13 protein-coding genes are annotated in these 23,770 nt (G+C 73.0%); 9 read left to right on the top strand and 4 right to left on the bottom strand.

The annotated features are described in order from the left end of the window. The first annotated feature begins 24 nt into the window (after window positions 1-24). Both IH61_RS45795 and IH61_RS45790 read left to right on the top strand, forming a co-directional pair. Complete coding sequence (locus IH61_RS45795; protein ID WP_051836810.1) at window positions 25-1,842, top strand: ABC transporter ATP-binding protein; 1,818 nt, start codon at window positions 25-27, stop codon at window positions 1,840-1,842. Next, window positions 1,839-3,728 (top strand): ABC transporter ATP-binding protein, encoded by a 1,890-nt coding sequence (locus tag IH61_RS45790; RefSeq protein ID WP_199823294.1) that lies wholly within the window; start codon window positions 1,839-1,841, stop codon window positions 3,726-3,728. Before IH61_RS45795 ends, IH61_RS45790 begins: the two co-directional genes overlap by 4 nt. 72 nt (window positions 3,729-3,800) lie before the next feature. On the opposite strand, the gene IH61_RS0110960 is transcribed toward IH61_RS45790, so the two are convergent. Further along, the gene (locus IH61_RS0110960; RefSeq protein WP_031068247.1) at window positions 3,801-4,703 is read right to left on the bottom strand and encodes a hypothetical protein; all 903 of its coding nucleotides are present in this window, start codon (window positions 4,701-4,703) and stop codon (window positions 3,801-3,803) included. 81 nt (window positions 4,704-4,784) lie between these two features. Beyond that, complete coding sequence (gene glgP / locus IH61_RS0110955; protein WP_031068245.1) at window positions 4,785-7,466, bottom strand: alpha-glucan family phosphorylase; 2,682 nt, start codon at window positions 7,464-7,466, stop codon at window positions 4,785-4,787. Between the two features lie 1,049 nt (window positions 7,467-8,515). On the opposite strand from glgP, the gene IH61_RS0110950 reads away from it, so the two are divergent. The 7 genes from IH61_RS0110950 (at window position 8,516) to pyk (ending at window position 21,446) form a co-directional block, all read left to right on the top strand. Further along, window positions 8,516-10,471: an alpha-1,4-glucan--maltose-1-phosphate maltosyltransferase gene (locus IH61_RS0110950; RefSeq protein ID WP_031068243.1), complete on the top strand. Its 1,956-nt coding sequence runs from the start codon at window positions 8,516-8,518 to the stop codon at window positions 10,469-10,471. Then, complete coding sequence (gene treS, locus IH61_RS0110945) at window positions 10,468-12,192, top strand: maltose alpha-D-glucosyltransferase (RefSeq protein WP_031068241.1); 1,725 nt, start codon at window positions 10,468-10,470, stop codon at window positions 12,190-12,192. The genes IH61_RS0110950 and treS overlap by 4 nt, the downstream gene beginning before the upstream one ends. Window positions 12,193-12,434: 242 nt before the next feature. Further along, window positions 12,435-13,907, top strand: coding sequence for a maltokinase N-terminal cap-like domain-containing protein (locus IH61_RS0110940; RefSeq protein ID WP_031068239.1), 1,473 nt, complete (start codon window positions 12,435-12,437; stop codon window positions 13,905-13,907). 144 nt (window positions 13,908-14,051) lie between these two features. Then, the gene (gene glgB / locus IH61_RS0110935) at window positions 14,052-16,364 is read left to right on the top strand and encodes a 1,4-alpha-glucan branching protein GlgB (RefSeq protein ID WP_078911003.1); all 2,313 of its coding nucleotides are present in this window, start codon (window positions 14,052-14,054) and stop codon (window positions 16,362-16,364) included. A 210-nt stretch (window positions 16,365-16,574) separates the two neighbouring features. After that, window positions 16,575-18,704 (top strand): phosphate acetyltransferase, encoded by a 2,130-nt coding sequence (pta, locus tag IH61_RS0110930; protein WP_031068235.1) that lies wholly within the window; start codon window positions 16,575-16,577, stop codon window positions 18,702-18,704. Beyond that, window positions 18,701-19,924, top strand: a complete 1,224-nt coding sequence (locus IH61_RS0110925; protein WP_031068233.1) for an acetate kinase — start codon at window positions 18,701-18,703, stop codon at window positions 19,922-19,924. Before pta ends, IH61_RS0110925 begins: the two co-directional genes overlap by 4 nt. Before the next feature lie 94 nt (window positions 19,925-20,018). Next, entirely contained in the window at window positions 20,019-21,446 is a 1,428-nt protein-coding gene (gene pyk / locus IH61_RS0110920) for a pyruvate kinase (RefSeq protein WP_031068232.1), read from the top strand. 72 nt (window positions 21,447-21,518) lie between these two features. Here pyk and IH61_RS0110915 read toward each other — a convergent pair whose 3' ends face one another. Both IH61_RS0110915 and IH61_RS50240 read right to left on the bottom strand, forming a co-directional pair. Continuing rightward, on the bottom strand, window positions 21,519-22,889 hold the full coding sequence (locus IH61_RS0110915; RefSeq protein WP_031068230.1) for a hypothetical protein: 1,371 nt from the start codon (window positions 22,887-22,889) through the stop codon (window positions 21,519-21,521). Next, window positions 22,886-23,656, bottom strand: a complete 771-nt coding sequence (locus tag IH61_RS50240; RefSeq protein WP_063763183.1) for a DUF6114 domain-containing protein — start codon at window positions 23,654-23,656, stop codon at window positions 22,886-22,888. The genes IH61_RS0110915 and IH61_RS50240 overlap by 4 nt, the downstream gene beginning before the upstream one ends. Window positions 23,657-23,770 lie beyond the last annotated feature (114 nt).

Below are 23,770 nucleotides of genomic sequence, written 5' to 3'. Positions count from 1 at the left end.
GGCTCCCGGCCTACCCTCACCGCGATGGCCGAGAACAGACAAGCCGACCTCCCGACCGGGCGCCGCTCCACGGTCCGCTCCCTGCTGCGCCTGTGGCCCTACGCCCGGCCCGTGCGCCGCCGGATCGCCGTGTCGATGGCGACGGCCACCCTCGGCATGCTCACCACCATCGCCGTCCCCGTGGTGCTCGGCCGGATCGTCGACGGCCCGCTCACCCGGCCCGACCTCGCGGGCCTGTGGCCGCTGGTCGGCCTGGTGCTGTTCCTCGGCCTGGTCGAGGCCGGGCTCTTCTACACCCGCCGGGTGGTGCTGGCCCGCCCGCTGGCCGAGGTGGAGGGGCGGATGCGCGCCGACCTCTTCGCCAAGCTCCAGCGGCTGCCCGTCGCCTTCCACGACCGCTGGGGTTCCGGCCAGTTGCTCTCCCGGGCCACGGCCGACCTGTTCGTCATCCGGCTGTTCCTGGCCTTCGCCCTGGTCTTCCTCCTCGTCAACACGACGGCCTTCGTGGCCGGCGCGGTGGTGATGTTCGCCCAGGACTGGCGGCTCGCGCTGCTCTTCCTGACGCCCGCCGCCCCGATCCTGCTGCTCACCAAGCGCTTCGAGACGGGCTACTCCACCGCCTCCCGCCTCGCCCAGGACCAGAACGGCGACCTCGCCACCGTGGTCGAGGAGTCCGTGCTCGGCATCCGCATCCTCAAGGCGTTCGGCCGCCACCGCTCGATGGCCGAGCGCTTCCGCGCCCAGTCCCGGGGGCTGCGCCGCACCGAGATGCACAAGGCCCACCTGCTGGCCCGCCTGTCGGCCGTGGTCATCGGACTGCCCGAGGTCGCCCTCTGCTGCGCCCTCGCCGTCGGCGCCTACCTCGTCGCCCACGACGAGATGAGCGCCGGAAGCCTCGTCGCCTTCCTGTCCACGGCGCTCGCCCTGCGCTGGCCCATCGAGTCGCTGGGCTGGCTGCTCGCCTACACCAACGAGGCCGCCACCGCGACGGACCGTTTCTTCGAGGTGATGGACGAGCCCGCCACCGAGGCTTCCACCTCCTGGGACGGGGGCACCGGCACCGTCACCGGCCTCGACGGCGGGAAGGACGGCATCCGCCTCACCGGCGTCCGCTTCCGCTACCCCGACGCCCCCGACGGCACCCCCGACCTGCTCACCGGTGTCGACCTGCACGTCCGCAGCGGCGAGACGATGGCCCTGGTCGGCGCCACCGGCAGCGGCAAGACCACCCTCACCTCCCTGCTCCCCCGGCTGTACGAGGCCACCGAGGGAACGATCACCCTGGACGGCGTGGACATCCGCGAGCTCCCCCGGGAGAGGCTGCGCGAGCTCGTCGCCGTCGCCTTCGAGGAGCCGACGCTCTTCTCCGCCACCGTCCGCGAGAACGTCCTGATGGGCGCCCCCGGCGCGAGCGGGGAGCACTTGGCCTCCGCCCTCGCCACCGCCCAGGCCGGCTTCGTCGACAAGCTGCCCGAGGGCGTGGACACGGAGGTCGGCGAGCAGGGCCTGAGCCTGTCCGGCGGCCAGCGCCAGCGGCTCGCCCTGGCCCGCGCGGTGGTCGGCACCCCGGCCTTCCTCGTCCTGGACGACCCGCTCTCCGCGCTGGACGTGCACACCGAAGCCCTGGTCGAGCGGGCGCTGCGCCAGGTGCTGGGCTCCACCACCGCCCTGGTGGTCGCCCACCGCCCGAGCACGGTGCTGCTCGCCGACCGGGTCGCGCTGCTGGCCGACGGCCGGATCGAGGCGGTCGGCACCCACCAGGACCTGCTGCGCGACTGTCCGCGCTACCGCGCACTGATGTCGGGCGAGGCGTCCCTCGTCCCCGAGGGGAGCAGCGCGTGACGACCGTCCAGGCCAAGCCCGTCGAGCCCGCCGAGCCCGCGAAGCCCGCCGAACTCGTCGATCCGGTCGAGCCCGTCGAGGAGGAGCTGCCCCCGCCGCCGGAGGACGAGGAGGACATCCCCGTCCCGCCCGGCGCGGCGAAGGCGCTGCTGCGCTCGCTGCTGGGCCCGCACCGGGGCCGGATCGCCGTCGCGATGACGGCCATCCTCGTCCAGCAGGCCGTCCTGCAGTCCGGCCCGCTGCTGGTCGCCGTCGCGATGGACCGCGGCATCCCGGCCCTGCGCGAGCACGACGCCGGGCCGCTGATCGCCGTGATCGGCGCGTACGCGCTCTGCGCGGTGCTCGGCCCGCTGCTCCAGTGGGCGTTCGTCAAGATCGGCGCCCGGATCAACCAGGACGTCCTGCTGGAGCTGCGCGGCCGGATCTTCCGCCACGCCCAGCGCCTCAGCCTGGACTTCCACGAGCGCTACACCTCGGGCCGGATCATCTCCCGCGCCACCAGCGACATCGACGCGCTGCGCGAGCTGCTCTCCGAGGGCCTCCAGGAGCTGCTGACCGTCTTCCTGTCGGTCTGCTACATCTCGGTGCTGATGCTGGTGATGGACTGGCGGCTCGGCCTGGTCTCGCTGGCCTCCTTCGTGCCGCTGGGCCTGATCGCCCGCTCCTTCCGCCGCCGCTCGCTGCGGGTCTACCGCCGCTCCCGCACCAAGGCCGCCTCCATGATCGTCCGGTTCACGGAGACCATGAACGGCATCCGCCCCGTCCAGGCGTTCCGCCGCGAGCGGGCCGGGGACGCGGCCTTCGCGGTGGTCAACGAGGACTCGGTGCGGGCGACGGCCGACGGCCTGCTGGAGATCGCCCGCTACGTGGGCCTGTCCCGCGTCACCGCCAACGTGTGGATCACCGGCGTGGTGCTGCTCGGCGCCTACCGCGTCTCCGACGGCACCCTGGCCCTGGGCGCGCTCACCGCCCTGACGCTGTACCTGCGCCGGCTCTTCGACCCGATCGACCACCTGGCGATGTTCCTGAACTCGTACCAGTCGGCCGCCGCCGCCCTGGAGAAGATCGCGGGCCTGCTCGCCCACGAGCCGACGGTCGCCGAGCCCACCGAGCCCGCGCCCCTGCCCGTACGCGCCGACCGGGGCGGCAAGGGCCGCGAGGTCCGGTTCGAGCGGACGGCCTTCGGCTACCGCACCGGCAAGCAGGTGCTGGCGCCCTTCGACCTGACCGTCCCGGCCGGGCAGACCGTCGCCGTGGTCGGCGCGACGGGCGCGGGCAAGTCGACGGTCGCCAAGCTGCTGGCCCGCTTCTACGACCCGACGGACGGCCGCGTCCTCCTGGACGGCGTGGACCTGCGCGTGCTCGCCACCCCCGAGCTGCGCCGCGGCGTGGTGATGGTGACGCAGGAGTCCTTCCTGTTCTCCGGCACCGTCGCCGAGAACATCGCCATCGGCCGCCCCGGCGCCACCCGCGCCGAGGTCGAGCAGGCCGCCCGGGACATCGGCGCGTACGAGTTCATCGCCGCCCTGCCCGACGGCTTCGACACCGACGTGCGCAAGCGCGGCGGCCGGATCTCGGCCGGCCAGCGCCAGCTGGTGGCCTTCGCCCGCGCCCTGCTGGCCGACCCGGCCGTGCTGATCCTGGACGAGGCGACCAGCTCGCTGGACGTCCCCGGGGAGCGCGCCGTCCAGCGGGCGATGCGGACGGTGCTGGCCGGCCGTACGGCGGTGATCATCGCGCACCGGCTCTCCACCGTGGAGATCGCTGACCGCGTCCTGGTGATGGACCAGGGCCGGATCGTCGAGGACGGCTCCCCGCAGGAGCTGATCGACGGTTCCGGGCGTTTCGCCGCCCTCCACCGCGCATGGCGGGACAGTCTCGTCTAGCGTGGCCACAGATGTGCCCGGCCGGGTGCGCCGTCACGTACCCGGCCGGGCCTTTACGTCTCCCGGAGCGGGTCAGTCCACGGTCACCACGAAGCCGGTGTGCCAGTCGGACATCGGCCCGCAGTCCTCCTCGGGCGAGGGCATCACGTCCAGCGTCCCGCCGGGCAGGACCTGCCCCGCGACGGTGTCCGGGTCGATCTCCACGGCCGGGTCGATGAAGATCGCGTTCTGGAAGCGCGGCCCCTCCCCGAAGTGGCAGGTCAGCGACCTCGGCCCGGTGGCCGTGCAGCCGAACGGCGGGGTGCCGGTCAGCGCGGTGTGCTCGGGCACGGTGACCATCAGGTCGATCGGGTGGCGCGAGTAGGACGGACCGGCGTTGTACACCCACAGCGGCAGGTTGATGGTCGACCCGGGCTTGCCGGTGAGGTCGCCCGGCTGCGGGACGGGGTGCCCGGCCTGCCAGGCGGAGGAGGCGCCGACCATCATGTGCGCCTTGGTGTCGGCGGTGACGAAGCTGTAGGGCGTGGTGTGGCCGGACTGGTCCGGGTCGCCCGGGTAGAACGCCTTGACGTCGCCGCTGATGGTCTCGCCCGGCAGCGTGATCGGCGCGACGTACATCGCCAGCTTCTCCACCGAGGCGGCGCCGGGGGCCAGGCCCGCCGGGACCGAGTAGGAGCTGCCGGTACCGAAGTAGGTGAGCGCCACGGGCGGGTCGGCGGACTTCACGACCCCGGGCGGCGGGAAGTGCACGACCACCAGGGTGGCGTCGGTGGTGGCGTTCGGGCCGTTGTTGGTGACCTTCACCTCCAGCGTCCCGGTCTCGCCGGGGACGACCGCGTCCGGCGGGCAGAGCTCCACGGAGATCTGTGCCTCGGCCGGAGGGGCGGCCAGGGGGCGGGCGGCGGCCTGGGCCGGGCCCGCCACGAGGACGACGGACAGCGCGGCGAGGGCGACCGCGCGCAGGGTTCGCATCATGGCCCTCACGCTCCCGCCGCCCGACACGCCGGGCAACCGGACGGCTGCCGTCCGTGGTAACCGGCGTGTCGGGCGAGGAGGTCAGCGCAGCAGCCCCGCGTCCATCCCGGCCGACTCGGCCGGAAGGGCGACGAGCCCGAGCTCGGCCGGGGAGGCCAGCCGGGGGTGGGAGGGCAGCACCCGGACGGTGTAGCCGAAGGGGCCCGTCCGGTCGAGCTCCAGCGAGCCCTCGTAGCGGGTCCGCCCGTCGAGGTCGGGCCCGCCGACCGGCTTGAGGGCGAGCACGGCGGCGTCGGAGATGCCGTCCCCCTCGTCCACCCGGCCGGAGACCACCTGCACCTCGACGTCCCCGGGCTCCAGCGCCCCGAGCGCGACCTGCACCCGCAGCGCGAGCGCCCCGCCGAGCTCCTGCGCCTCGCCCGTCCCCTCCGCCTCGACGTGCTCGACCCGCACGGCCGGCCAGGCTTCGCGCACCTTGGCCTTCCACAGCGCCAGCTCGCGCGCCCCGGCGTGCCGCCCCGCCGCCAGCTCCCGCTGGGCCAGCGCGCCCGGGGTGTACAGCCGGTCGACGTACTCGCGGACCATCCGGCCGGCCAGCACCTTGGGCCCGAGGGTGACCAGGGTGTGCCGGACCATGGCGATCCAGCGGTGCGGCAGCCCGTCCCCGTCGCGGTCGTAGAAGCGGGCGGCGACCTGGTCCTCGATCAGGTCGTAGAGCGCGGCCGCCTCGATGTCGTCGCGCCGCTCGGCCTCGCCGCTGTCCGGGTCGAGGACGCCGGCGCCCTCGTCGGCGGTGGGGATCGCCCAGCCGTTCTGGCCGTCGTACCACTCGTCCCACCAGCCGTCCAGGACGGACAGGTTGAGGCAGCCGTTGAGCGCCGCCTTCATCCCGGAGGTGCCGCACGCCTCCAGCGGGCGCAGCGGGTTGTTGAGCCACACGTCGCAGCCCGGGTAGAGGTGCCGGGCCATCGCCATGTCGTAGTCGGGCAGGAAGACGATCCGGTGGCGCACGGTCGGGTCGTCGGCGAAGGCGACCATCTGCTGGATCAGCCGCTTGCCGCCGTCGTCGGCCGGGTGGGCCTTGCCGGCGACGACGATCTGGACGGGCCTGGTCGGGTGGAGCAGCAGGGCGCGCAGCCGGTCGGCGTCGCGCAGCATCAGGGTGAGCCGCTTGTACGAGGGCACGCGGCGGGCGAAGCCGATGGTGAGCACGTCGGGGTCGAGCACGGAGGAGATCCAGCCGAGCTCGGCCTCGCCGGCGCCGCGCTGGCGCCAGGAGGCGCGCAGCCGGTGGCGGGCCTCCTCGACCAGCTGGGCGCGCAGGCTGCGGCGCAGGTCCCAGATCTCGGTGTTGCCGATGCGCTCCAGGCCCGTCCAGCGCTGGGTCTCGCCGGTGGTCATCGCCTCCTCGGCGCGGTCGGCGCCGATCTCGGCGGCGCCCAGGCGCACCACGGCCGGGTCGATCCAGGTCGCGGCGTGCACGCCGTTGGTGACGGAGGTGATCGGCACCTCGGCGGGGTCGAAGCCGGGCCAGAGGCCGTCGAACATGGCCCGGCTGACCTCGCCGTGCAGGGTGGAGACCCCGTTGGCGCGCTGGGCCAGGCGCAGGCCCATGGCGGCCATGTTGAACAGCTCGGGGTCGCCGCCGGGCCAGGTCTCGGCGCCGAGGGCGAGCACCTGCTCGACGGGGACGCCGGGCAGGGCGGTCTCGCCGCCGAAGTGACGGGCGACCAGCTCGCGGTCGAAGCGGTCGATGCCGGCGGGGACGGGCGTGTGGGTGGTGAACAGGGTGCCCGCCCGGACGGACTCCAGGGCGGCGGCGAAGTCGAGCCCTTGGGTGTCACCGCCCGCGGCCCGGTCGGCGACCAGCTCGCGGATGCGCTCGACGCCGAGGAAGCCGGCGTGGCCCTCGTTGGTGTGGAAGACCTCGGGCGCGGGGTGCCCGGTGAGGCGGCAGTACGCGCGCACGGCCCGGACGCCGCCGATGCCGAGCAGTATCTCCTGGAGCAGGCGGTGCTCGCTGCCGCCGCCGTAGAGCCGGTCGGTGACGTCGCGTTCGGCGGGCGAGTTCTCCTCGGTGTCGGAGTCGAGGAGCAGCAGGGGGACGCGCCCGACCTGGGCCTTCCAGATCCGGGCGGCCAGGGTGCGGCCGCCGGGCAGGGCGAGGTCCACCCGGGCGGGGGAGCCGTCCGCCTCGCGCAGGAGGCTGACGGCGAGCTCGTCCGGGTCGAGCAGCGGGTAGCGCTCCTGCTGCCAGCCGTCGCGGTCCAGGGACTGCCGGAAGTAGCCGTGCCGGTAGAACAGGCCGACGCCGATGATCGGCACGCCGAGGTCGCTGGCGGCCTTGAGGTGGTCGCCGGCCAGGATGCCGAGCCCACCGGAGTACTGGGGCAGCGCGGCGGCGATGCCGTACTCGGGGGAGAAGTAGGCGATGGCGGCGGGCGGCGGGGCGGGCTCGCCGCCCTGCTGCGCCTGGTACCAGCGCGGGCCGGTCAGGTACTCGTGCAGGTCGTCGGCGAGGTCGCCGAGTCTGCGCAGGAAGCGCCGGTCGGTGGCGAGGGCGGCGAGCCTGGCGGCCGGGACCTCTCCGAGCAGCCGCACCGGGTCCTCACCGGTCGCCGCCCAGACCTCCGGGTCCACGGACCGGAAGAGGTCCCTGGTCTCGGGGTGCCAGGACCAGCGCAGATTGAGGGCCAGCTCGTGCAACGGCTGGAGTTGTTCGGGCAGGACGGTGCGGACGGTGAATCTGCGGATTGCCTTCACGGCGTGAAGCGTAGCCCCGACGGCCGTCATGACAGTGCGTCAAGTGGGCTATTGGGCATCCGTTCGGCCTATTGATGAGATCGCATTCGGCGCATCCGTCTGCACGGGGGGCGCGCGGGGCGCACATTTCGGGGGTTCACACCACCTCGTATGTGAACTCCGTGGAACAGATCCATTTCCGAAGTCTCCTGGGATCACGGCCGCGCCCGAAACTACTGTCGTACCGCTGCAAAAATCCTCTCCCCGGTGCGAGGATGGGCCGGAGTCGTTAGATGTCGTGGGGACTACGGCGACGGGTGACGCCCCCTTCGGCAGCACGTCCGAACCCTTTTCGTGTCGGCCCTTCCCCTTCCTCCTTAGCCCATTCGGCGTGCGCCGCGCACCGCCGCGTGTCCTCTCGCCCGGGCCGCTCGTTCACGGGTGGACCGGACCGCCCGGGGGCGCGTCGCGGCAGCCGCGCGCCGGGACGCGCGCGGCTGCCGGGGCTCCCCGCCACCGGCTCGACGGGCGCCGGGCAGGTTGCCGGGGCGAGCGGCACGGACAGGGTTCCGGTCGCGCGCCCACCCCCACCCACGCAGTCCTCCCGGTACTCCCCCTGCCCGCGGGCCGCGGGAGCTGCCGCCGATCTCGGGCAGGAGCTTGGCATGCACGGCGACACGCGGGACCAGTCCACACCGGTGGCCGAAACCCTCGGCGCACCGGTCGCGGAATCCGCCGTACGGACGGATTCTGACCCTCGGACGGACACGGCGATGCCGGCCCCCCGGGCCGCCGGTGCCGTCCACGAGGAACAGGCCGAGGCCCGACACCCCGGGGCCGAGGAGGGCCGGACGGCGACACCCCGCCGGCGCGCCACCACCACGCGCCGCACCGCCGCCACCGCGACCACCGCCGCGAAGCCCGCGCCCGCCGCCGCAACGCCCGCCGGCACACCCGGCGGAACGCCCAGCGGCAAGGCACCGGCCCGTAAGGCTCCTGACCGTAAGGCTCCTGACCGTAAGACCCCCGCTCGCAAGACCGCCGCCCGCAAGACGACAGAGAGCGACACCGTGATCGGCCGCATCCCCGTCCTGGACGTCAGCCCCCTCGTCGACGCCGGCCGCCGCCCGGCCAAGGCGGTCGTCGGCGAGTCCTTCCCGGTCACCGCGACCGTCTTCCGCGAGGGCCACGACGCCGTCAACGCCAACGTGGTGCTGCGCGACCCGCGCGGCCGCAGCGGCCCGTGGACGCCGATGCGCGAGCTCGCCGAGGGCACCGACCGCTGGGGCGCGTACGTCACCCCGGGCGCCCCCGGCCGCTGGTCGTACCTGGTGGAGGCGTGGAGCGACCCGGTCGCCACCTGGCGCAAGGCCGCCGCGATCAAGCTGCCCGCCGGGATCGACACCGCGCTCGTCCTGGAGGAGGGCGCCCGGCTGCTGGAGCGCGCCGCCGCCGGGGTGCCGAAGAAGGAGGGGCGCGCGCACGTGCTGGCCGCCGCCGACTCCCTGCGCGACCCCGGCCTGCCGCCGCTGTCCCGGCTGGCCGCCGCCCTCGCCCCCGAGGTGCTGGAGCTGCTGGCCCGCTACCCGCTGCGGGAGCTGCTCAGCGCTTCCCGCCCGCTGCCGCTGCAGGTGGACCGCGAGCGCGCGCTGTTCGGCTCCTGGTACGAGTTCTTCCCCCGCTCCGAGGGCGCCGTGGTGGACCCGACGGGCGTGGAGCCCCCGCGCTCGGGCACCCTGCGCACCGCCGCCGAGCGGCTGCCGGCCGTCGCCGCGATGGGCTTCGACGTGGTCTACCTGCCGCCCGTCCACCCGATCGGCCGAGCCTTCCGCAAGGGCCCGGACAACACCCTGACGGCCGGTCCGCACGACGTCGGCTCGCCCTGGGCGATCGGCTCCCCCGAGGGCGGCCACGACGCCGTCCACCCGGACCTGGGCACCATCGAGGACTTCGACCACTTCGTCGCCGAGGCGCAGGCCCTGCACCTGGAGGTGGCGCTGGACTTCGCCCTCCAGTGCTCCCCCGACCACCCGTGGGTCAACAAGCACCCGGAATGGTTCAGCCACCGCGCGGACGGCACCATCGCGTACGCCGAGAACCCGCCGAAGAAGTACCAGGACATCTATCCGATCAACTTCGATCAGGACATGGACGGAATCGTCAAGGAAACCCTCCGCCTCCTGCGCTTCTGGATGTCCCACGGCGTACGGATCTTCCGCGTCGACAACCCCCACACCAAACCGGTGGTGTTCTGGGAGAAGGTCCTCGCCGACATCGCCCGCACCGACCCGGACGTGGTGTTCCTCGCGGAGGCGTTCACCCGCCCCGCGATGATGCACACCCTCGGGAAGATCGGATTCCACCAGTCGTACACGTACTTCACCTGGCGCAACGACAAAACCGAACTCACCGAGTACCTCACCGAACTCACCGGTGACGCCGCCGCCTACATGCGGCCCAACTTCTTCGCCAACACCCCCGACATCCTGCACGCCTACCTCCAGCACGGAGGCCGCGCCGCCTTCGCGATCCGCGCCGTGCTCGCCGCCACCCTCTCCCCCAGCTACGGCGTCTACGCCGGGTTCGAGCTGTACGAGAACGAGCCGGCCCACCCCGGCTCCGAGGAGTACCTGCACTCGGAGAAGTACGAGCTGCGCCCGCGCGACTGGAACCGCACCGACACCCTGGCCCCGCTGCTGACCGTGCTCAACCGGCTGCGCCGGCGCCACCCCGCCCTCCAGCAGCTGCGCGACCTGCGCTTCCTCGCCACCGACAACGACCGGGTGATCGCCTACTCCAAGACCGCGACCACCGAGGACGGCCTCACCGACCAGGTCATCACCGTGGTCAACCTCGACCCGCACCACGCGCAGGAGGCCACCGTCACGCTGGACGGCGACGGCCCCCACCTGGTGCACGACGAGCTGACCGGCGCCGCGTACACCTGGGGCCGGCACAACTACGTCCGGCTCGATCCCTCAGCCGAGCCGGCTCACCTCCTCACGGTTCGGAGGAACCCAGCGTGACAGTGAACGAGCCCGTCCCCGACACCTTCCCGGAGACCTCGACGAAGAACCTGGACCCGGATTGGTTCAAGCGCGCGGTCTTCTACGAGGTGCTGGTGCGGTCCTTCCAGGACAGCAACGGCGACGGTGTCGGGGACCTCAAGGGGCTCACGACCAAACTCGACTACCTGCAGTGGCTCGGTGTCGACTGCCTCTGGCTCCCGCCCTTCTTCGCCTCACCCCTGCGCGACGGCGGGTACGACGTGGCCGACTACAAGTCGGTGCTGCCCGAGTTCGGCGACCTCGCCGACTTCATGGAGTTCGTCGACGCCGCCCACGCCCGCGGCATGCGCGTCATCATCGACTTCGTCATGAACCACACCAGCGACCAGCACCCGTGGTTCCAGGCGTCCCGCTCCGACCCGGACGGGCCCTACGGCGACTTCTACATGTGGGCCGACGACGACAAGCAGTACCCCGACGCCCGGATCATCTTCGTCGACACCGAGACCTCCAACTGGACGTACGACCCCGTCCGTAAGCAGTACTACTGGCACCGCTTCTTCTCGCACCAGCCGGACCTCAACTACGACAACCCCCGGGTCCAGGACGAGATGATCGCCGGCCTGAGGTTCTGGCTGGACCTCGGCATCGACGGCTTCCGGCTCGACGCGGTGCCGTACCTGTTCGCCCGCGAGGGCACCAACTGCGAGAACCTGCCGGAGACCCACGAGTTCCTCAAGCGGGTCCGCAAGGAGATCGACGCCGACTACCCGGACACCGTGCTCCTCGCCGAGGCCAACCAGTGGCCCGAGGACGTCGTCGACTACTTCGGCGACTTCACCGCCGGCGGCGACGAGTGCCACATGGCCTTCCACTTCCCGGTGATGCCGCGGATCTTCATGGCCGTGCGGCGCGAGTCCCGCTACCCCGTCTCGGAGATCCTCGCCAAGACCCCGGCGATCCCGGGCGGCTGCCAGTGGGGCATCTTCCTGCGCAACCACGACGAGCTGACCCTGGAGATGGTCACCGACGAGGAGCGCGACTACATGTACGCGGAGTACGCCAAGGACCCCCGGATGCGCGCCAACGTGGGCATCCGCCGCCGGCTCGCCCCGCTGCTGGAGAACGACCGCAACCAGATCGAGCTCTTCACCGCCCTGCTGCTCTCCCTGCCCGGCTCCCCGGTGCTCTACTACGGGGACGAGATCGGCATGGGCGACAACATCTGGCTCGGCGACCGGGACGGCGTGCGCACGCCGATGCAGTGGACCCCGGACCGCAACGCGGGTTTCTCCTCCGCCGACCCGGGCAGGCTCAGTCTGCCGCCCATCATGGACCCGGTGTACGGCTACCAGGTGACCAACGTCGAGGCGCAGCAGAGCAGTTCGAGTTCACTGCTGCACTGGACGCGTCGCATGATCGAGATCCGAAAGCTCAACCCGGCGTTCGGCCTGGGCACCTACACCGAGCTGCCGTCCAGCAACCCCGCCGTCCTGGCCTTCGTGCGCGAGCACGAGGGGGACCTGGTCATGTGCGTGAACAACTTCTCGCGGTTCGCGCAGCCGACCGAGCTGGACCTGCGGCGGTACGGCGGACGGTACCCGGTCGAGCTGATCGGCGGGGTGCGCTTCCCGTCGATCGGCGAGTGGCCCTACCTGCTCACCCTCGCCGGCCACGGCTTCTACTGGTTCCAGCTCCGGCAGCCCCCGCGCCCCAGCGGCACCGGGCGCCCGAAGTAACGATCCACCGCGCCGAGGGCCGGGAAGCACCACCAGACCCTCCGGGGGCGCGAGTTGAACCCCGCGCCCCCGGAGTTCTCTGCACCACCGCGTACGGAGAACAGCCCAACGGCCACCCACACGAAGGCGTGACACCCGAGCCGAGCTCGCGTGCCGCCACCGCCGCGCCGCCGAAATCCGGAAGACTGCCAGACCCGGCAACGACCGTCGGGCCGCCCGCGCGCTTCCGGGGAAAGGGAGTCATGTCCGAAACCTCCCGTTCTCAAGCCAACGTTCAACACGACGCGCCGGCGGGCGCGCGGGGCTCCGGGGCCCGCAGAACCGCCCTGGGGGTGAGCGAGCTCGTCCAGGCGGCCCTGCCGCTGATCGCGCAGTGGCTCCCCACCCAGCGCTGGTACGCCGGCAAGGGCCGGCCGATCACCGGCCTGACCCCCGTCGTCGGCACCCCGCTGCAGGTCGGCGACCCGGCCCTGCTCCACCTGCTGCTGCGCGTCGAGCACGCCACCACCGCGGGCCTGCCCCACGGCGACGTCTACCAACTCCTGCTCGGCATCCGCTCCCAGGGGCCCGCGGGCGTCGAGCCGGCCGCCGTGCTCGGCCGCCTCAGCCAGGGCCAGTACGACGGGGCCGCGCTCTACGACGCCGTCCACGACCCCGAGCTCACCGGGCGGCTGCTCGAGCACCTCGCCACCGGCGACCGGTTCGGCGCCCTCTCCTTCCGCCGCACCCCCGGCTCCGGGCTCCCCACCAACCTGCCCGGCCGCGCCTCCACCGCCGAGCAGTCCAACAGCTCCGTCATCTACGGCACCTCGTACATCCTCAAACTGTTCCGCCGCATCCACCCCGGCACCAACCCCGACCTCGAACTCTCCCTCGCCCTCTCCCGGGCCGGCTCCACGCGCATCCCCCGCGTCGCCGCCTGGTTCGAGAGCCGGATGGAGCGCGCCGAGCCCGCCACCCTGGGCCTGCTGCAGCGCTACCTGCCCGACGCCGAGGACGGCTGGGAGCTCGCCCTGGACCAGGTCGGCCGGCTCAAGGGCGACCGCTCCCCCGGCAACTTCGCCATCGAGGCCCACCGGCTCGGCCGGGCCACCGCCGAGGTCCACCGGGTGCTCTCCCGCTCCATGCCCGTCGCCCGGCTCGACCGCACCCAGACCGGCCGCCTGGCCACCGCCATGGCCGACCGCCTCGACAGCGCCGTCGCCGCCGTCCCCGGACTGCTGCGCTACCGCGCCGCCCTGCGCACCGCCTTCCAGCAGCTCGCCGACGCCCACCCGGACGGCCTGCCCGTCCAGCGCATCCACGGCGACCTGCACCTCGGGCAGGCCATGCGCACCCCGCACGGCTGGGTGCTGCTCGACTTCGAGGGCGAGCCCGCCAAGTCCGTCAACGAGCGCCGCGAGCCGCAGCCCGCGCTGCGCGACGTCGCCGCGATGCTCCGCTCCTTCGACTACGCCGCCGCCCACCTGCTCGCCGGCGGGCCGCCCGACCCGGAGCTGGCCCACCTCGCCGCCGCCTGGGCGCAGCGCAACCGCACCGCCTTCTGCGCCGGCTACACCGCCGGGGGCGGCGCCAACCCGGCGGCCTCGCCGGAGCTGATGCGGGCGCTGGAGATCGACAAGGCCGTCTACGAGGTCGTGTACGAGGCCCGGCACCGGCCCGGCTGGCTGCCGATCCCGCTGGCCGCCATCAACCGGCTCGCCCTCACCGTCTGAACCGCCCGAACCATCTGAATCGTCCGAACCGCTGAACCGCTGAACCGTCCAACCGTCTGAACCGCCCGACCGCCTTACCGCCTTCCCCCGGAGTTCGCCCACCCCGCAGTCCGCCCACCCGTCGCCGTCGCAGGAGGACCCGTCGTGACGCCGCTCGACCCGACCGGCCGCCCCACCCGCCCCGTACCGGCCACCTTCCTGGCCGGGCCGGCGGCGCCCGTACCGACCGAGGAGCCCCGGGAGCCCGCCCGCCCGGCCCCGCTGCGGCTGCCCGAGGCGCCGCTGCCACCCTCCGAAGTGGACCGGCTGGTCGGCGGGCAGCACCACGACCCGCACTCCCTGCTCGGCGCGCACCCCGTTCACGGCGGCACCGCGATCCGGGTGCTGCGGCCCCTCGCCGAGCGGGTGGTGGTCGAGACCGGCCAGGGCCCCGCCGAGCTCACCCACCAGCAGGGCGGGCTGTTCACGGGCCTGCTGGCGGGCGGCGAACTCCCGCACTACGAGCTGCTGGTGACGTACCCCGGCGGGGAGCCGCTGCGCCAGCAGGACGGCTACCGCACCCCGCCCACCCTCGGCGAGCTCGACCTGCACCTGATCTCCGAGGGCCGGCACGAGCAGCTGTGGCGGGTGCTCGGCTCGCACCCGCGCACCGTCGACGGCGTGGCCGGCACCGCCTTCGCCGTCTGGGCGCCCAACGCCGCCGGGGTCCGGCTCATCGGCGACTTCAACCACTGGGACGGCACCGGGCACCCGATGCGCTCCCTCGGCTCCTCCGGGGTCTGGGAGCTGTTCGTCCCGGGCCTGGCCGAGGGCGCGGCCTACAAGTACGAGATCCACACCCGGCAGGGCTGGGTGCTCGACAAGGCCGACCCGCTCGCCCGCGCCGCCCAGTGCCCGCCCGGCACCGCCTCGGTGGTCACCTCCTCGGCGTACCGGTGGCAGGACGGCGAGTGGATGGAGCGCCGGGCCCGCGCCGCGCACCACCGCGCGCCGATGTCGGTGTACGAGCTGCACCTCGCCTCCTGGCGGCCCGACCTCACCTCCTACCGGGCCATCGCCGAGGAACTGCCGCGCTACCTGAAGGAGTTGAACTTCACCCACGTGGAGTTCATGCCGGTGATGGAGCACCCCTTCGGCGGCTCCTGGGGCTACCAGGTCTCCGGCTACTACGCCCCCACCGCCCGCCTCGGCACCCCCGACGACTTCCGCCACCTCGTCGACACCCTGCACCGGCACGGCATCGGCGTGATCGTCGACTGGGTGCCCGCGCACTTCCCCAAGGACGACTTCGCCCTCGCCCGCTTCGACGGCGAGCCGCTGTACGAGCCCGCCGACCCGCTGCGCGCCGAGCACCCCGACTGGGGGACCCTGGAGTTCGACTACGGCCGCAAGGAGGTGCGCAACTTCCTCGTCGCCAACGCCGTGTACTGGTGCGAGGAGTTCCACGTCGACGGCCTGCGGGTCGACGCCGTCGCCTCGATGCTCTACCTCGACTACTCCCGCGACAGCGGCGCCTGGACGCCCAACCAGTTCGGCGGCCGGGAGAACCTGGACGCGGCCTCCTTCCTCCAGGAGATGAACGCCACCGTCTACCGGCGCTGCCCGGGCGCCGTCACCATCGCCGAGGAGTCCACCGCCTGGGACGGCGTCACCCGGCCCACCGACGCCGGGGGCCTGGGCTTCGGGCTCAAGTGGAACATGGGCTGGATGCACGACTCGCTGGTCTACATGTCCAAGGAGCCCGTCCACCGCCGCTACCACCACAACGAGATCACCTTCTCGATGGTGTACGCCTACTCGGAGAACTACGTCCTGCCGATCTCCCACGACGAGGTCGTGCACGGCAAGCAGGCGCTCGTCTCCAAGATGCCCGGCGACTGGTGGCAGCAGCGCGCCAACCACCGCGCCTACCTCGGCTTCATGTGGTCCCACCCCGGCAAGCAACTCCTGTTCATGGGGCAGGAGTTCGCCCAGGGATCCGAGTGGGACCACGAGCAGGGCCCGCAGTGGTGGGTGCTCGACGAGCAGTGGCCGGCCCATCGCGACCACCGCGGCGTGCGCAACCTGGTCCGCGACCTCAACCGGACGTACCTCGACACCCCCGCCCTGTGGGAGCTCGACACCACCCCGGAGGGCTTCCGCTGGCTCGACGGCGGCGCCGCCGAGGACAACCTGCTCTCCTTCGTCCGCCACGCCGCCGACGGCACCCCGCTCGTCGCCGTCTGCAACTTCTCCCCCGTGGTCCGCCACGGCCACCGCGTCGGCCTGCCCGCCCTCGACGGCCGCGAACAGCTGTGGGAGGAGGCCCTCAACACCGACGCCGAGGAGTACGGCGGCAGCGGCATCGGCAACTCCCACCCCGTCAAGGCCGACCCCGTCCCCTGGAACGACCAGCCCCGCTCCGCCGAACTCGTCCTCCCCCCGCTCGCCACGCTCTGGCTCCGCCCCGTGCGGTGAGCGCCGCGCGATGAGCGTCGTGCGATGAGCGTCGTGCGGTGAGCCCCGTGCGGTGAGCCCCGTGCGGTGAGCGCCCGGGCGAAGGTCCTCCGGTGGGGGACCTTCGCCCCCTTGTTCCCTCCTCCGCCCTCTGCTCGCGGGCGGGCGTTCGCGGTGCGAATGTATGGTCGACATGACCATCTGCCGAGGCGACGGGACGGAGACAGCCGGGTGGCGCGCAGCGTGTACGTGACCGGGATCGACCGGGGGGACGGCCGGCAGGCGGTCGAGCTCGGGGTCATGGAACTGCTCACCCGGCAGGTGGACCGGGTCGGGGTGTTCCGGCCGCTGGTGCACGCGAGCGCCCCCGGGGAGCCCGGGGCGGACCACGTGGTCGAGCTGCTGCGCGGCCGGTACCGGATCGACCTGCCCGGCACGGAGCTGTACGGGCTCACCTACGAGGAGGCCGCCGCCCTCCAGGCCGCCCAGGGCCAGGACGAGCTGGTCTCCGTCCTCATCGACCGCTTCCGCGCGGTGGAGCGCCGCTGCCAGGCCGTCCTGGTCCTCGGCACCGACTTCGCGGACACCAACATCCCCGACGAACTGGCCTTCAACGCCCGCCTCGCCAACGAGTTCGGCGCCGCCGTGCTCCCGGTGGTCGGCGGGCACGGCGAGGACGCCGAGGCCGTGATCGCCGAGGTGCGCAACGCCCACCGCGCGTACACCGACCTCGGCTGCGAGACCCTGGCGATGATCGCCAACCGCGTCGCCCCCGGCGTCAAGCAGCGCGTCCAGCGCACCCTCACCGAGAAGCTGCCGATCCCCGCGTACGTCATCCCGGAGGAGCCGGCCCTGGCCGCGCCCACCGTCGGGCAGCTGGTCGAGGCGACCGGCGCCGAGGTCCTGCTCGGGGACGCCGCGGGCCTGGCCCGGGACGTGCGCGGCTACGTCTTCGGCGGCGCCATGCTCCCCACCTTCCTGGACGCCCTGACCGAGGGGGCCCTCGTCGTCACCCCCGGGGACCGCGCCGACCTGGTGATCGGCTCGCTGGCCGCCCACGCCGCCGGCGCCCCGCCGATCGCCGGGGTGCTGCTGACCCTCGGCCAGCACCCGGGCCCCAACGTGATGGCGCTCGCCGCCCGCCTCGCCCCCGGCACCCCGGTGGCCGTCGTCCCCGAGGGCAGCTGGCCCACCGCCGCGACCCTCACCCACCTGGAGGGCAAGCTCACCGCGGCCAGCCCCCGCAAGGCCGAGATCGCCCTGGGCCTGTTCGAACTGCACGTCGACACCGCCGAGTTGACCAACCGGATCGAGGTCGGCCGCTCCGAGCGCGTCACCCCGATGATGTTCGAGCACGAGCTGCTGGAGCGCGCCCGCGGCGAGCGCCGGCACGTCGTGCTGCCGGAGGGCACCGAGGAGCGGGTGCTGCGCGCCGCCGAGATCCTGCTGCGCCGCAACATCTGCGACCTCACCCTGCTCGGCGAGGTCGACGCCGTACGCCGCAAGGCCGCGAGCCTGGGCATCGAGCTGCCGCAGGAGAGCCCGGGCGCCGACCGCGCCCAGGCCCGGATCGTCGACCCGACCACCAGCCCGCTGCGCCGCCAGTTCGCCGAGCTGTACGCCAAGCTGCGCGCCCACAAGGGCATGACGGTCGAGCTGGCGCTGGACCTCGTCACCGACGTCTCGTACTTCGGCACCCTGATGGTCCAGGAGGGCATCGCCGACGGCATGGTCTCCGGCGCGGTGCACTCCACCGCCGCCACCATCCGGCCCGCCTTCGAGGTCATCAAGACCTCGCCGGGCGCCGCGATCGTCTCCTCCGTCTTCTTCATGTGCCTGGCCGACAAGGTGCTGGTGTACGGCGACTGCGCGGTCAACCCCGACCCGGACGCCCAGCAGCTCGCCGACATCGCCATCCAGTCGGCCGCCACCGCCGCCCAGTTCGGGGTGGAGCCGAGGGTCGCGATGCTCTCGTACTCGACCGGCACCTCCGGCTCGGGCGCGGACGTCGACAAGGTCCGCAAGGCCACCGAGCTGGTGCGCGAACTGCGGCCGGACATGCTGGTCGAGGGCCCGATCCAGTACGACGCCGCGGTGGACCCGAAGGTCGCGGCCACCAAGCTGCCGGGCTCGGAGGTGGCCGGGCGGGCGACGGTGCTGATCTTCCCGGACCTCAACACCGGCAACAACACCTACAAGGCCGTCCAGCGCTCGGCGGGCGCCGTGGCCGTCGGCCCGGTGCTCCAGGGGCTGCGCAAGCCCGTCAACGACCTCTCGCGCGGCGCGCTGGTGCAGGACATCGTCAACACCGTCGCGATCACCGCCATCCAGTCGCAGGACAGGAAGGGGACCGAACAGTGAGTGAAGGTACGCGCGTTCTCGTCCTGAACGCCGGCTCCTCCTCGGTCAAGTACCAGCTGATCGACATGCTGGACGGCGCCAGGCTCGCCGCCGGCCTGGTCGAGCGGATCGGCGAGCCCGGCGGCCGCCTGGTGCACACCCCCCGCTCGGGCGAGCCGCGCGAGACGCTCCAGGTCTTCCCCGACCACACCGCGGCGCTGAAGGCCGTCGCCGAGGAGCTCACCGCGGACGGCCTCGGGCTGGACTCCCCCGAACTCGCCGCGATCGGCCACCGGGTGGTGCACGGCGGCAAGCGGTTCACCGAACCGACCGTCATCACCGACGAGGTGCTCAAGGAGATCCGCCGCCTCATCCCCGTCGCGCCGCTGCACAACCCGGCGAACATCATCGGCATCGAGGTGGCCCGCGCGCTGCGCCCCGACCTGCCGCAGGTGGCGGTGTTCGACACCGCCTTCCACGCCTCGATGCCCGAGTACGCCGCCCGGTACGCGATCGACAAGGCCGTGGCCGACGAGCACCGGGTGCGCCGCTACGGCTTCCACGGCACCTCGCACCAGTACGTCTCGCGGGCGACGGCCCGGCTGCTCGGCAAGGACCCGGCCGAGGTGAACGTCATCGTGCTGCACCTGGGCAACGGCGCCTCCGCCTCGGCCGTCGGCGGCGGCCGCTGCCTGGACACCTCCATGGGCCTGACGCCGCTGGAGGGCCTGGTCATGGGCACCCGTTCGGGCGACATCGACGCCGGCGTGGTGTTCCACCTCCACCGGGTCGGCGGGATGTCGGTCGACGAGATCGACGACCTGCTCAACCGCCGCAGCGGCCTGCGGGGCCTGAGCGGCGACAACGACATGCGCGAGATCATGCGCCGCGCGGAGGCCGGGGACGCGGACGCGAAGCTCGCCTTCGACACGTACGTCCACCGGCTGCGCAAGTACATCGGCGGCTACTACGCCGTCCTCGGCCGGGTCGACGCGATCGCGTTCACCGCGGGCGTCGGGGAGAACGCCGCACCGGTGCGCGCCGCGGCCACCGCCGGGCTGGAGGAACTGGGCATCGCCGTGGACCCCGAGCTGAACTCGGTGCGCTCGGGCGAGCCGCGCATCATCTCGCCCGCGTACGCCCGGGTCGCGGTCGCCGTGGTGCCCACCGACGAGGAGCTGGAGATCGCCCGCCAGACCTTCGCCCTGGTCCACCGCGAGGGTGGCGAGTCCGGGAAGTGAGACAGTTCGGTCTCGCTCCCCGGGACGATTCGACGGCGATTCCTCCCTATTCCCGCCGAATGCGCCCTCAACTCGAACGGATAGACTGACGGATATGCGCCGAGCGAAAATTGTCTGCACCCTGGGTCCCGCGACGGACTCCTACGAACAGCTGAAGGCCATCGTCGAGGCGGGCATGAACGTCGCCCGACTGAACATGAGCCACGGCAACCACGCGGACCACGAGGAGCGGTACCGCAAGGTCCGCCAGGTCTCGGAGGACACCGGCAAGGCCATCGGCGTCCTGGCCGACCTCCAGGGTCCCAAGATCCGTCTGGCGACCTTCGCCAACGGCCCGGTGACCGTCGACAACGGCGACGAGTTCACCATCACCACCGAGGACGTCCCCGGTGACCAGCACATCTGCGGCACCACCTACAAGGGCCTGCCCGGCGACGTGAAGCCCGGCGACCCGATCCTGATCAACGACGGCGTCATCGCCCTGGAGGTCGTCAGCGTCGACGGCCCGCGGGTGAGGACCGTGGTGGTCGAGGGCGGCGTGCTCTCGAACAACAAGGGCATCAACCTGCCCGGCGCGGCCGTGAACGTGCCCGCGCTGTCCGAGAAGGACAAGGACGACCTGCGCTTCGCCCTGCGCCTGGGCGTCGACATGGTCGCGCTGTCCTTCGTCCGCAACGCGGCCGACATCAAGGACGTCCACGCGGTCATGGACGAGGTCGGCATCCGCGTGCCGGTCATCGCCAAGATCGAGAAGCCGCAGGCCGTCGAGGCCATGGAGGAGATCGTCCTCGCCTTCGACGCCATCATGGTCGCCCGCGGCGACCTGGCCGTCGAGTACCCGCTGGAGCGGGTGCCGCTGGTCCAGAAGAAGCTGATCACGCTGGCCCGCCGCAACGCCAAGCCCGTCATCGTCGCCACCCAGATGATGGAGTCGATGATCCACGCCTCGCGCCCGACCCGCGCCGAGGTCTCCGACGTCGCCAACGCCATCCTGGACGGCACCGACGCGGTGATGCTCTCCGCCGAGTCCAGCGTCGGCAAGTACCCGGTCGAGACCGTGCGCACCATGAGCCGGATCTGCGAGAAGGCCGAGGAGGAGCTCGTCGCCCAGGGCCTCCAGCCGCTCAACCCGGGCCGCAAGCCGCGCACCCAGGGCGGTTCCGTCGCCCGCGCCGCCTGCGAGCTGGGCGACTTCCTGAACGGGCAGGCGCTGGTCGCGTTCACCAAGTCCGGTGACACCGCGCGCCGGCTGTCCCGCTACCGCTCGCCGATCCCGGTGATCGCGTTCACCCCGGACAGCGCCACCCGCAACCAGCTCTCGCTGAGCTGGGGCGTCGAGTCGTACGTGACCGAGCAGGTCGCCACCACCGACGCGATGGTCGCGCAGGTCGACCGCGAGCTGCTCAAGATGGGCCGCCTGGAGGAGGGCGCGACGGTGATCGTCACCGCCGGTGTCCCCGTCGGCATCCCCGGCACCACCAACATGGTGCAGGTCCACCACCTGGGCAACCGGGGCCAGTGACACCCCGCTGAAACGCCGTCGAGGCGGCCCTCCCTTCCCGGGAGGGCCGCCTCGACTGCTGTACGGGCGCTGCTACTTGTCGCTGTAGGGCGCGTTGTCGTTGAAGAGGTGCATCCCCGGGATGTGCAGGGTGCCGCCGAACTGGCCGGCCTGCTTGGCGGTGACGCCGGTCAGCTCCAGGTCCAGCGGGATCGGGACGGAGCCGATCAGGTCGTAGAGCCAGCGGGGCAGGGTGTCCGGGGTGAGGGTGATCTCGCCCAGGTCGATCGGGATCGGCAGGCCCAGCACCTTGGAGAGGTGGCCGGAGAGCCGCTCCACGTACATGGTGACCTGACCGTCCCGGATGGTCGAGGTGGACCCGGGGGCGCCCTGGACGTGGAAGGTGACGCCGTTGCCCTCGAGGGTCGACATGTCGAGGTTCTCGATGTCGACGCCGCTGACCACGAACTTGAGCACCCGCTTGCTGCCGCTCGGGGTCTTCACGTCGTAGACGCCGTGGAAGGCCGCGCCGTGCAGGCCCAGCCTGCTGGTCAGCAGCGTCCAGTTCTGCTCGGGGACGACCTGCTCGGCGGCCGCCTTGCCGGCCGTCAGCTTCCGGGCGTCCACCGCGCAGTTGGGGTCGGCGGTGGGCGAGGCGGTCGGCGAGGCCGACGGGGTCGCGCTCGCGGACGGGGCCGTCTTGGCGCCCGCGGTCGGGGCGGCGGAGGGCGTGCCCGTGGTGGGTGTCTTCTGCGGCGCGGCGGGCTTCCCGGCGGACGGAGCGGCCTGGGCCGCAGGGGCCTGCTGGGCCTGCGGCTGTACGGGCTGCGCCGGGGTGCCCACGCGCGGGGCGGGGACGGCCGGGGCCGGGGCCTGGGTGGTCGGGGTCGCGGTCGGCGAGGGGGTCGAACTGCCCGGGTTCAGCAGGTGGTTGACGCCGCCGATGATGTCGTCGATCAACCCCGCCTGGGCGACGGTGCCCGCACCGGCGTCGGTGCCCTGGTAGACGGCGCTGACGGTGTTCGCACCGCCGGTGGCGGCGGACCGGACGGCCGGTGTCTTCACGGGCGCGGTCGTCGGGGTCTGAGTCGGCGCCTGCGTCGGCACCTGTGTCGGGGCGGGCACCGAACTCGGGCCGCCCGTCGGCAGGTTGGTGGGCGCGCCCGTGGGCGTCGCGGACGGGCCGGGCGGCGGCGCGGGCAGCTCGCTCTTCGGGACGGGCGTCTCGATCGGCGCGACGTCCGGCACGGCGGCGGGCGCGGTGCCGCACTTGCCCGCGGCGGCGTCGGCGACGGCCGGGTTCGGCGTGTAGGCGGCGGCCATCAGCAGCGCGGTCGGCACCGCCGCCATCGCCAGCGCGCGACCCCGCAGCCGGACCCGTACGGGCGTACGCGGCGCGGCGTGCCGGCCGGCCCTGCGCTCGGGGACGGCCCCGCCGTCCGCTTGCTCGGCCCGCTCGCTCACCGCGTCTCCTCCCGCTCCTCCGCGGCCTGCTTGTCCATGGACACGGCCTGCTCGTCGGTGGCCTGCTTCTCGGCGCTCGGCTCCCCGGCGCTCGGCTTCTCGGCGGCCCGCTCCCGCGCGGCCTGCTCGGGCAGCTTCGCCTCGGCGGCGGGCTTGGCCGCTCCGCCCTTGGCGGGCGACTTCGCGGACCACTTGGAGAGCGGCTCGGCGGAGGACTGGGCGGGCAGCTTGGCGGTCGGCGCCCCGGCGGTCGGCTCGGCGGCCTCAGCGACCGGCTCGGCCGCGACGCTCTCGGCAACCGCCGCACCCTTGCGGGCCCGGTGGCCGCGCCGCCCCTTGGTCGCTCCCTCGGCCTTCGGCTCCGGCAGCGGCGCCCAGGAGACCATCAGGCCGCCGCCGATCAGCCCGGGCAGCAGCGCCATGCCGAAGCCGGCCAGGTTGGAGACCGGGATGGAGACCAGGGTCAGCAGGATGGTCGCGATGCCGCCGAAGACCCGGACGGCGGGCTGGAACCAGGCGGTCAGGCCGAGGATGATCATCAGCACGCCGATGATCAGCGACCCGGCGCCCGCCGTGGTGGACATCGCGATGGTCACGCCGCCGAGCGAGAGGTGCGCGTACGGGAAGTAGAGGATCGGGACGCCGGCGATCATGGCCAGCAGGCCGCCCCAGAAGGGCCTGGTGCGGCGGAATTCACGGAAGTGCCGCCAGAGCCACACGACGGGATTCTGGGGGGCGGGCCGCGGTTCGACCGTTGCGCTGGACATGGTGCAGCTCCTCGATGTAGCTACGAGGGAAGGAACAAAAGGGGGTTGGCCGGGAACGGCGGTCGCCCGCCGCCCCCGGCCTCGCGAAGACCCGTCACTCGGCCCCGCCCTTCG

It is taken from the genome of Streptomyces sp. NRRL WC-3742 (assembly GCF_000720635.1).
Classification (GTDB): domain Bacteria; phylum Actinomycetota; class Actinomycetes; order Streptomycetales; family Streptomycetaceae; genus Kitasatospora.
This window is presented reverse-complemented; position numbering and strand designations above follow the sequence as displayed.